Consider the following 8,846-nt stretch of genomic DNA (forward strand, 5'->3'; position numbering starts at 1 on the left):
GAATAAGACCCTTATATACCATGTTTTTGGGGTAAAGAAAAATCATCATCCTCTGTACTTACTGTTATTAAAAGCCTCATTTGCTTCGCAATTTACTCATAAAATTATTAAAAAATTATAATTTGGGGGATAATTATGCGCGAATTATATCTAAAAGCACCAGCAAAAATTAACCTTGCCTTACATGTTAAGGGTTTAAGAGAAGATGGTTTTCATGAATTACAGATGATTATGCAGAGCATCAGTCTGGCAGATAGAATTAAGCTAAAAAAGAAAAGTGGAGGGATAATTGTTAAAAATTCTCATACTGAGCTGCCAACCGGAAGAGAAAATTTGGCTTATCAGGCAGCGGAGATTTTCTTTGAGAATAATCCTGAACTCAATCAGGGAGTAGAAATCTACATTGAAAAAAATATACCTATAGCAGCTGGCCTGGCAGGGGGGAGTACAGACGCTGCAGCTGTAATGAAAGGGCTCTATCTGCTTTTTGAACTGGAATATGACTTAAAAGAACTCCGCAGTTCCCTGGAAAATATCGGCTCAGATGTTCCTTACTGTCTTGAAGGAGGAACTGTTTATGCTTCCGGCAGGGGAGAAATTTTAGAGGGACTTCCTTTTATCGGAGAAAAATATCTGGTAGTAGTGACTCCTGCTTTCAAAATTTCTACACCAGAAGTATATAAATTATATGATCAAATAAAAGGTTATGATAAATTTGATTTTGACTCAGTTCAAAATAACTTAAAAAATGATCAGGAGATTGACTGGGAGCTTGACTATAAAAATGATTTAAAAAAAGCGGCAGAAAAAATTTGTCCGGAGATAAAAGAAATAAAAGATATATTTAAGAATACTAAAGCTGAATTCACAATGCTTTCCGGAAGTGGTCCAACAGTCTTTTCGATTTACAGTAGCAGAGAGCTGGCGGAAAAAGCTGCAGCCAGATGGCCCCGCAAAAATGATTTTGTTACTGTGGCCAGAACTGTTCCCAGTTATTAATTGAGGCTAGAAAGACAAATTAAAAGCTCACATGAGATTGACATGAATTTAATTTCGTGTTATACTTTCTCCAATAATTATTAGGACTTTGGGAGTAGTGATAGCTATGAAAAAGGGAAAAAATATCACAATGAAGGAAGCTAAGGAAAAAACAGGATTAACATCCAGGCAGATTCGTTATTATGATCAGCAGGAATTGATTTTTCCAGCCCGCAGCAAGGGGAATCAGCGTCTTTTTTCGGCAAGTGATATCAAAAGACTGCTTAAAATAAAAGAACTGCTTACTGCTGGGAATAGTATAGAGACTGTGCGTTCAAAATTAAAGGCTCCACTGACAGTTGATAAAGATCTGGAAGTGGATGACGATTTTGATGACAACTATGATTATTATTCAGATGTTGATCTTGACTCACTTTATCCTGTTTCTAATCGTTCAGAGTTGATAAAGAAACTTTCCCGGAGTAATAAAAAGCATTCCCAGAAGGAGGAAGATTAAGTGGAAAAATTTAGTAGAGAGAAGATTTTAAGGGTTGCTGAAGAGAAAAATGTTGAGTTTATTCGTCTGCAGTTTGTTGATATTTTAGGGATTATTAAAAATGTTGCAATTACAATTGAGCAGCTGCCTGAAGCACTTGACGGCAAGATCATGTTTGATGGTTCATCGATTGAGGGCTATACACGTATCCACGAATCCGATATGTATTTAAAGCCTGATTATGATACCTTTACAATTTTTCCCTGGGAGACCAGTGGAGGCTGTACAGCCAGAATGATGTGTGATATTTATTTACCTGACGGTAAACCTTTTGTTGGCTGTCCTCGTGGTGCACTAAAAAGTGCGATGGCTGAGGCAGAGGAGATGGGTTATGAAATGTTTGCCGGGCCAGAACCGGAGTTTTTCTTATTTGAAAAAGATAAGCATGGTAATCCAACGACAAACACCCATGATAAGGGAGGATATTTCGATCTATCTCCAGTTGATTTAGGAGGAGAAGCTCGTCGTGATACTGTATTAGCACTTAAAAAAATGGGTTTTGAAGTTGAAGCTGCTCACCATGAAGTGGCGCCAGGCCAGCACGAAATTGATTTTAAATACACTCCTGTTTTAAGAACAGCAGATAATATTGCAACTTTTAAATTTGTAACAAAAATTATTGCAATGCAGCATAATCTCCATGCAACATTTATGCCTAAGCCTATTTATGGAGAGAGCGGTTCTGGAATGCATGTTCATCAATCATTATATAAAAATGGAGAAAATGCTTTTTATGATCCTGAAGATGAACATGGTTTAAGTGAAATTGCTTATTATTATATAGGTGGACTGTTAAAGCATGCCAAAGAAACAACGGCCATTTTAAATCCGACTATTAATTCCTATAAAAGGCTTGTACCTGGTTATGAGGCACCAGTTTACATATCATGGTCAACTCAGAATAGAAGTGCCTTAGTTCGAGTTCCTTCAGCTCGTGGTAATGGAACCAGATTAGAATTAAGAAACCCTGATCCGGCAGCAAATCCATATCTGGCCACAGCTGTAATGCTTAGAGCAGGTCTTGATGGGATCAAAAATAAAATAGATCCCGGTGAACAGACTACTGATAATATTTATGAAATGAATTATAAAGAAAGAAAATCAAGAGGGATTACAAGCCTCCCTTCATCTATGGAAGAAGCGCTTAAACATTTCCAGGAAAGTGAATTTATGCGGGAAGCACTGGGTGAGCATATTTTTAACCATTTAGTTGAAGCTAAGAAAATAGAATGGTCTGTTTATAAAAAACAGGTTCACAGCTGGGAAATTGATCAATACTTAACAACTTATTAAATTCTAGTTGGGGGGATAAAAATGGAAGGCAGAGAAAATATACAGGATCATTTAAAGAAAATGAAATTAGGTAAGCTGGACACCAGATCATTATCCTTTTTAGCACTTTTTATAGCCTTTACCTCTGTGGCGACCTATTTACATATTCCAGGACCCAGCAGTTCTTATTTCAACCTGGGGGAAGTAGCTATTTATACTATTGCCCTAACTTTTGGTGCTAAAGCTGGTGGAATTGCAGGTGGTGTTGGATCTGCTCTAATGGATATTATACTTGGTTATTCAATCTGGGCTCCATTTACTTTTTTAATTAAGGGGCTGGAAGGTTTAATTGTAGGTAAAATTGCCAGCCAGCAGCAGGATAAAAAGTTTGATCGCAAAATATTTGCTATTATTGTTGGTGGAAATGTAATGATTCTGGGTTATGCTCTTGCCAAAGCGTTTTTATTAAGCTGGGCAGTTGTTTTACCCGAAATTGGCATTGATTTTGCCCAGATGCTGATTGGGGGAGTTCTGGCAATTCCTCTTTCTCATCATTTAGATAATTATTTTGGGAAGTGATATTTTTGGAAATAGGTAAACTGGCAGGAAATAAATTAAAAAGAACAATACTTGATAAAATAGAACATTTTCGCTCTGATGTACTGGTACCGGCAGGTCCAGGAGAAGATAGTGCGGTAATAGATCTGGGAGATTATTTGCTGGTGGTATCTTCTGATCCAATAACCGGTGCTGAAAAAAATGCTGGTTATCTGGCTGTTAATGTTGCCTGTAATGATATTGCAGCCGCTGGGGCTGAGCCTTTTGGAATTCAGGTCGTCTTATTATTACCACCCCGCCTGGGAGAAAAAAGAGCCGAAAAAATGATGGAAGAAATAGTTAATACAGCAGCCGCGATGAATATAGAAGTCCTCGGTGGGCATACAGAAATAACTGACTTGGTTCAAAAACCTATCATTACAGTTACTGCAATGGGCAGAGCTGTCAGGGAAGAATTAACTTCCAGTTCTGCCGCAGAAGCTGGCGATATTTTATATATTTCTAAAGGTATGGGTATCGAAGGAAGCTATATACTGGCAAGTGATTATAGGGAGCATCTGATTGAAAAAGGTGTCAGCAGTGAAACAATCGTCAAACTGGATGGTTATTTGGAACTTTTAAGTGTGCTACCTGAAAGCAGAATAGCCAGAAAAAATGGAGTTAAGGCTATGCATGATGTAACGGAAGGTGGAGTCTATGGTGCAGTAACTGAAATGGCAGCAGCTTCACAGCTTGGATTTATTATTGAGAAAGATAATTTTAAGTTAATTCCTGAAGTTGAAGAAGTTTGCCGAAAATTAGATCTAGATCCAGCAGCTTTAATCTCCTCAGGGTCAATGCTGATGGCCGCTCCACCGGAAATTGATCTAAAAAGCATTTTTGCAGAAAATGAGCTTGAAATAATCAGGGTTGGAAGAATGATTAAAGAAGGTAATTATATGGAAGCAAACGGAGTTAAAAAAGAATTTAAAGCACCTGAAAAAGATGAATTATGGAAATTTATTGAAAAAAATCACAAATAAGTCTTGACATTTACATTTAATGGAATTATAATGTTATTAACAAATAATTCCAAAGGCGGTGTATTTATGGAAATTACAGATGTCAGAGTTTTTCCGGTCGAAATTAATGGAAGTATGGTCAAGGCTTATGCAACAGTAACATTTGACGACTCTTTTGTTGTGCGAGACATGCGGGTTATTGAAGGAAAAAACGGGATTTTCCTATCGATGCCGGCAAGAAGAAAGAGAAACGGAGACTATCAGGATATCTGTTTTCCAATTTCCACTAAGTTGAGGGATCTAATGGAAAATCAGGTTTTAGAAAAGTTTGATGAACTACTGGCAAGTGCCTAGATAAATCATTTAATAATCACTAAAATAACACTACTTCAGCTGAGGTAGTGTTATTTCTATTCATGGAATTTATAATCTTGACAAATGCTAATTTCTCTGTTATACTTCAAGCGATTAAAGAACCATGATGGACTACTATTGTCAGGAAATAATGTTTAATTAAAGCAAGAATATTTATTCCTTATTTAAAGGAGGAAATTATAGATGGCAGATCTTTTAAGTATTATTCTGGCTGCCGGTAAGGGAACCAGAATGAAATCAGATAAAATTAAGGTATTACATCCAGTTGCCGGTAAGGCAATTATTAAGCATGTCTTAAATACTTTAGATGGTTTAAATAGTAAAATCGTTAATGTGATTGGACATCAAAAGGAAGAAGTTCAGACTGAATTGGAAGATTTAAATAAATGGGATTTAAATTATGTAATACAGGCAGAACAATTAGGTACCGGTCATGCTGTAAAACAGGCTGAAAGTTTTTTTGCAGATTATGAGGGTCCGGTATTGATTCTTTATGGAGATACTCCTTTATTAAGAAAAGAGACTATTGCAGAATTTGTAAAAGAACATAAGCAGAGCAATTCTGATTTAACAGTTATGACGGCTATTTTTGATGATCCTGAGGGATATGGAAGAATCGTTAAGAATGAGGCTGGTAATTTAACTGCAATTGTAGAAGAAAAAGATGCTGATTCAAAAACAAAGCAGATCAAGGAAATTAATAGTGGGGTAAACTGTATCGATAGTGCCCTGTTGAGAGATTTTATGGCAAATATGAATAATGATAACGCTCAGCAGGAATATTATTTAACTGATATTATAGAATTTGCTGTAACTAGAAATAAAAAAATAAATACATATACTGTCGAGGATTCTGACGAAATTATAGGTATTAACACCCGCAAACAGCAGACAGAGGCCGAAAAAATATTAAGAGGCAGAATAGCTGACAAACATCTGGCAAATGGAGTAACAATTATTGACCCAGATACTACATATATAGATGCTGAGGTAGACATAGCAAAGGATGTTACAATTTATCCTTTTAATTATCTGGAAGGAAAAACTAAAATTGCTCAAAACACTATCATTAATCCAAACTGCAAATTGAAAGATGCAGTTATAGGAGAAAATGTTGAGATCCTTTCAAATACTATTATAAAGGAAAGTAAAGTTGGAGATGGAACTAATGTTGGACCTTTTGCTTATTTAAGACCGGGTTCTACAGTAGAAGCTAATTGTAAAATTGGTGATTTTGTAGAGCTAAAAAAGACTACAGTTAAAAATGGAGCTAAGGTTCCTCATTTATGCTATGCTGGCGATGCCGAAATTGGTGAAAGAACAAATATCGGAGCCGGTACAATATTTGCGAATTATGATGGAGAAAATAAATTTAAGACTGAAATTGGCAGTGATGTCTTCATCGGCAGTGATTCTATTTTAATTGCTCCTCTTAAAATTGGTGATAAGGCAAAAACAGCTGCTGGATCAGTAGTTACAAAAGATATTAATTCTGGTGATACAGTAATGGGGGTTCCTGCTCGAGTATATAATCCAAAATCTAAGCAGGAAAATTAAAAAATAAGCCAGGGGGTCAAAAAATGTCCAGTTATAGTGAACAGTTAAAAATATTTGCAGGTAATTCTCACCCTGAATTAGCTCAGGATCTCTGTGATTATCTGGGGACGGAATTGGTTAATGCAGATGTAACTAGATTTAAAGATGGGGAAATTGGTGTTCGCACTTATGAAACTGTAAGGGGAGCTGATGTTTTTGTTGTGCAGCCCACATCACCTCCTGTTAATGAGAATCTGATGGAACTGCTGGTGATTATTGATGCTTTAAGAAGGGCATCTGCCCGAAGAATCACTGCGGTGATACCATATTATGGGTATGCACGCCAGGATAGAAAAGCAAGACCAAGAGATCCAATCACTTCTAAATTGGTGGCCAATTTACTAACTCAGGCAGGTGCCAGAAGAGTACTTTCAATTGATTTTCATGCACCTCAGATCCAGGGATTTTTTGATATTCCTGTTGACCATCTCTACGCCTCACCGATTATGGTTGATTATTTTAAGGATTTTGATCGTTCTGATCTGATTGCTGTTGCTCCGGATGTTGGCTCGGTAAAAAGAGTGCGCTCTTTTGCTGAAAGTTTAAATATTCCAATGGCAATTATTGATAAAAGAAGGCCTAAACCAAATGTGGCTGAAGTTATGAATGTAATTGGAGAAGTTGATGGTAAAAATGTGATACTGCTTGATGATATTATTGACACAGCTGGAACTATTTCAGCAGCTGCCGAAGTTCTTAAAGATAAAGGAGCTAAGGAGGTTTATGCCTGTGGAACTCACGCCTTATTTTCAGGCCCTGCAGTTGAACGTCTAAAGGAAGCGCCAATTACCAAAATTATTGTTACTAATACAATTGCGCAGAAAGACCATGATCTTGATAATCTGGAAGTGCTTTCTGTTGCTCCTCTGGTTGGAGAGGCTATTGACCGTATTTTTAAAGATTTATCTGTTAGTGTATTATTTTAAATAATTTTTCTAAAACACTTGCTCAAACTGAGCTTTGATGTTATAATAAAATTTGTTATGTCTTATTTAACGCAGACCTGCCAGTGTAAGCAGTTAATCTGGCTTAAAATTTAATTTATGCAAGGAGAGGATAGTCATGGAGAGACATTCTATTGAAGCTGAACTAAGGACTGAAACTGGAAAGGGAGTAGCCCGTAAAATAAGAAGAAACGGACTTATCCCTGGTGTTGTTTATGGAAGAGGAAATGAACCAAGATCTATTAAAGTAGATCCACTGGATATTGAAAAGCTTCTCCATTCTAATGCTATCTTTGATCTGACTTTTGTCGGAGAAGATGGAGAAGGAGACGAAGCGGTTGTAATCATTAAAGATTATCAGAAAGATGTTATTAAGCAAAATCTGCTGCATGTAGATTTTCAGTTTATTTCTATGGACGAAAAGATCACTGTTTCTGTACCAATGCATTTAGAAGGAGATGCTGTTGGTGTTCGTGACGGTGGAGTATTACAGCAGTTATTACGCGAAATTGAAATTGATGCATTACCTGCTGAAATCCCAGAAGAAATTACTATTGACATTTCTGAACTTGAGGTTGGACAGTCTTTATCTGTTGCTGACCTGGATCTTCCCGAAGGAATTGACCTTGTAACTGACAGTGACGAAGTTATTGTAACTGTTGTTACTCCTACTGAACTTGTCGAAGAAGAGGTAGAAGAAGAGGAAGAGGAATTCTTAGAGCCAGAAGTTATTGGCGAAGAAGAGGAAGAAGAAGGCGAAGAAACAGAAGAAGAGGAAGAACCACAGGAATAATTTTAGTAAAGAAATTGGGCGCGGCTTAGTCAGCTGCGCTTCAATTTATTATTGGAGGTTTAAAGTTTGAAAGTAATTGCTGGTCTTGGAAATCCTGGTGAAAAATATGCGAAAACCAGACATAATATAGGATTTATGGTTATTTCAGAATTGGCAGACAGATTTAAAGTTAAGAGCAGTTATAAGTTCGATGGCCTTGTTGGCGATTTCTTTTTTGGTGGAGAAAAAGTTATTCTTTTTCAACCAATGAAATATATGAATAAAAGTGGTCAGCCAATATATAGGCTGCTTGACTATTTTGAGATAGAAGCTGAAGATCTGCTTGTTATTCATGATGATTTAGATCTTGATTTAGGAAAGATGAGATTTAAGCAGAATGGTGGCAGTGGTGGTCATAATGGAATTAAATCAATTATTAATAATTTGAGCACAGATGAATTTAATAGATTAAAAATTGGCATTGGTAGACCGCCGGAAAATATTCCGGTACCTGATTTTGTCCTGACTACTTTTGCAGGAGAAGAAGAGGATATCTCAAAAAAAGTTGTAGCTGATGCTGTTTCAGCAGTTGAATTGATGTTAAAAGAAGATATAATGAAAGCAATGAATAAATATAATGGATAAAAAGCCCGTACATTTTATGTAGGGGCTATTTTGCCATTTTTGAGTTAAATGTATAAAAGTATAAAATTAAGAAATATATGTAGAAATAAAAGGTTTTTGTTTAAGGAGCATTAGGCCTGATTTCAAAGATCAGAAAAACATTCCTGGTG

Annotated in this window: 10 protein-coding genes; all 10 read left to right on the forward strand. The window is 36.4% G+C overall.

Annotated features, from left to right (window positions below; translation table 11 throughout):
- Positions 1-135: 135 nt before the first annotated feature.
- On the forward strand, positions 136-999 hold the full coding sequence (ispE, locus tag CI949_RS12965; RefSeq protein ID WP_290767135.1) for a 4-(cytidine 5'-diphospho)-2-C-methyl-D-erythritol kinase: 864 nt from the start codon (positions 136-138) through the stop codon (positions 997-999).
- 106 nt (positions 1,000-1,105) lie between these two features.
- Positions 1,106-1,495 carry a MerR family transcriptional regulator gene (locus tag CI949_RS12970; protein WP_290767137.1) on the forward strand — a complete coding sequence of 130 codons (390 nt, stop codon included), beginning with the start codon at positions 1,106-1,108 and terminating at the stop codon, positions 1,493-1,495.
- A complete protein-coding gene (gene glnA, locus CI949_RS12975; protein ID WP_108140136.1) occupies positions 1,496-2,827 on the forward strand; it encodes a type I glutamate--ammonia ligase in 1,332 nt (443 codons plus the stop codon).
- 21 nt (positions 2,828-2,848) lie between these two features.
- Positions 2,849-3,385 carry an ECF transporter S component gene (locus CI949_RS12980; protein WP_108140134.1) on the forward strand — a complete coding sequence of 179 codons (537 nt, stop codon included), beginning with the start codon at positions 2,849-2,851 and terminating at the stop codon, positions 3,383-3,385.
- The gene (locus CI949_RS12985; protein ID WP_258222443.1) at positions 3,382-4,386 is read left to right on the forward strand and encodes an AIR synthase family protein; all 1,005 of its coding nucleotides are present in this window, start codon (positions 3,382-3,384) and stop codon (positions 4,384-4,386) included. Before CI949_RS12980 ends, CI949_RS12985 begins: the two co-directional genes overlap by 4 nt.
- A 66-nt stretch (positions 4,387-4,452) precedes the next feature.
- A complete protein-coding gene (locus tag CI949_RS12990; RefSeq protein ID WP_108140130.1) occupies positions 4,453-4,719 on the forward strand; it encodes a SpoVG family protein in 267 nt (88 codons plus the stop codon).
- A 204-nt stretch (positions 4,720-4,923) separates the two neighbouring features.
- On the forward strand, positions 4,924-6,297 hold the full coding sequence (gene glmU, locus CI949_RS12995; RefSeq protein ID WP_290767141.1) for a bifunctional UDP-N-acetylglucosamine diphosphorylase/glucosamine-1-phosphate N-acetyltransferase GlmU: 1,374 nt from the start codon (positions 4,924-4,926) through the stop codon (positions 6,295-6,297).
- 23 nt (positions 6,298-6,320) lie between these two features.
- The gene (locus CI949_RS13000; protein WP_290767142.1) at positions 6,321-7,262 is read left to right on the forward strand and encodes a ribose-phosphate pyrophosphokinase; all 942 of its coding nucleotides are present in this window, start codon (positions 6,321-6,323) and stop codon (positions 7,260-7,262) included.
- Between the two features lie 136 nt (positions 7,263-7,398).
- The gene (locus tag CI949_RS13005; RefSeq protein WP_290767144.1) at positions 7,399-8,073 is read left to right on the forward strand and encodes a 50S ribosomal protein L25/general stress protein Ctc; all 675 of its coding nucleotides are present in this window, start codon (positions 7,399-7,401) and stop codon (positions 8,071-8,073) included.
- A gap of 66 nt (positions 8,074-8,139) precedes the next feature.
- Positions 8,140-8,697, forward strand: a complete 558-nt coding sequence (gene pth, locus CI949_RS13010; protein WP_290767146.1) for an aminoacyl-tRNA hydrolase — start codon at positions 8,140-8,142, stop codon at positions 8,695-8,697.
- Positions 8,698-8,846 lie beyond the last annotated feature (149 nt).

It is taken from the genome of Halanaerobium sp., from assembly GCF_003070835.1.

Coding starts and splice junctions, on each gene's coding strand:
- ispE (WP_290767135.1), top strand. CDS start 136: ATGCGCGAATTATATCTAAAAGCACCAGCAAAAATTAACCTTGCCTTA.
- CI949_RS12970 (WP_290767137.1), top strand. CDS start 1,106: ATGAAAAAGGGAAAAAATATCACAATGAAGGAAGCTAAGGAAAAAACA.
- CI949_RS12980 (WP_108140134.1), top strand. CDS start 2,849: ATGGAAGGCAGAGAAAATATACAGGATCATTTAAAGAAAATGAAATTA.
- CI949_RS12990 (WP_108140130.1), top strand. CDS start 4,453: ATGGAAATTACAGATGTCAGAGTTTTTCCGGTCGAAATTAATGGAAGT.
- glmU (WP_290767141.1), top strand. CDS start 4,924: ATGGCAGATCTTTTAAGTATTATTCTGGCTGCCGGTAAGGGAACCAGA.
- CI949_RS13000 (WP_290767142.1), top strand. CDS start 6,321: ATGTCCAGTTATAGTGAACAGTTAAAAATATTTGCAGGTAATTCTCAC.
- CI949_RS13005 (WP_290767144.1), top strand. CDS start 7,399: ATGGAGAGACATTCTATTGAAGCTGAACTAAGGACTGAAACTGGAAAG.